This window comes from Aminobacter sp. P4_H6_2, assembly GCF_056400805.1.
In genome coordinates this window covers 1-1,163 of the sequence record NZ_JBFUKO010001015.1, presented here as the reverse complement: position 1 = coordinate 1,163, position 1,163 = coordinate 1, and the positions used below count along the sequence as shown (strand labels likewise).

Sequence of the window (1,163 nt, the reverse complement as noted above, 5' to 3'; positions counted from 1 at the left end):
ATATTATCAAGATACCGAATACTACTTTGACAAACGCGAAAATTATCAAAAGATAAATCAAATAGATATAACAGTATATATCATTTCCAAATATGCTGGCAACGGAAGATGGTCAGAATTTTTGCCTTCACTGAGACTTGTTCACGAGTTTGCGTCCGCCATCAAAAGCTCCGGAAATTCGCCCAAGGGCACAACAAAAAGCGCAGACAAAGCAGCTGGACTTGCCGCGTCTTCGGTAGCAATACACCTTCGGCGGGAGACACTTGCGCGCAGGCAGGCGTTTCTGTGCGATCTACTGCACGGCCGCCGGTCTGCATTCATCAGCGGGCCTACTGAGGCCCAACGCTTACGCAAACTCCAACCAGCCACAGCAACGGCAAGTGTTCGTGATGTTTCTCGTGGCCCAGCAATTGCTCCGCCTTTACGCGGGCCGGGTTCCCGATCGGCATGCTGCGGCCCCGATCAATCCGGATGACCCGTGCGCCGCCAATGGCTTCTTCCGCCTCCGCCGTCCCGGCACCAGGCAATGGAAAGAGACACTACAGGTCAATGGCGGTCTCAAGATCTCGAGCACAATCGTAAATCAGACGCCTCTCGGGCCAGCGCGCTGCCTCGATCTGGTCTGCGCGCCAGAAGACATTCGCATAGCGAATATCCAAATAAGGTAACATCTCGGAATCGCTGCCGCACGCACATGCCCGCAGCCGACCGGCGATCCAGCATGATTTTCTCGACATTGGGATCGGGTATATTGGTATGCCGCCGACCCTCCTCTACGGCCTTTGTACCCCCCGAGGGTATGACGGTGCGTCAAACAGGGCGTCCGAACCACCGTCGGCGGCGGCCGCACGCAATAAGCGCGTACCGAAATGCTCGGCCGGATCGTGTTGAGAGAACCGACTCTGGGGGATGGCCGCAGCGGGCCGGAAGCGGTCGGCCCGGTATTTGTTGGARATTGGCAGCAAGCTGCCATACCCTTGTCCAATAGTGCTTCAGCCGGCAGCGCAGCAGCGGATCGTTCAGGCTATAGCCGCAGTATCAAAGACTGGATATGCATCATTCTTCGAGCCTTGAGCCAATACAGATTTGGTTCGATTACGGCCAGAAGATTTGGCGTCGTAAAGTAGCTTGTCAGCTTGTTCGTAGAGCTCTGCGAACTGCGC

General features: G+C 55.3%; 1 protein-coding gene. It reads left to right on the top strand.

What is annotated here, in order from left to right; all coding sequences use genetic code 11:
* On the top strand, positions 1-475 hold a 475-nt coding region (locus AC1DUU_RS32580; protein WP_476787413.1), incomplete at its 5' end, for a hypothetical protein.
* Positions 476-1,163 lie beyond the last annotated feature (688 nt).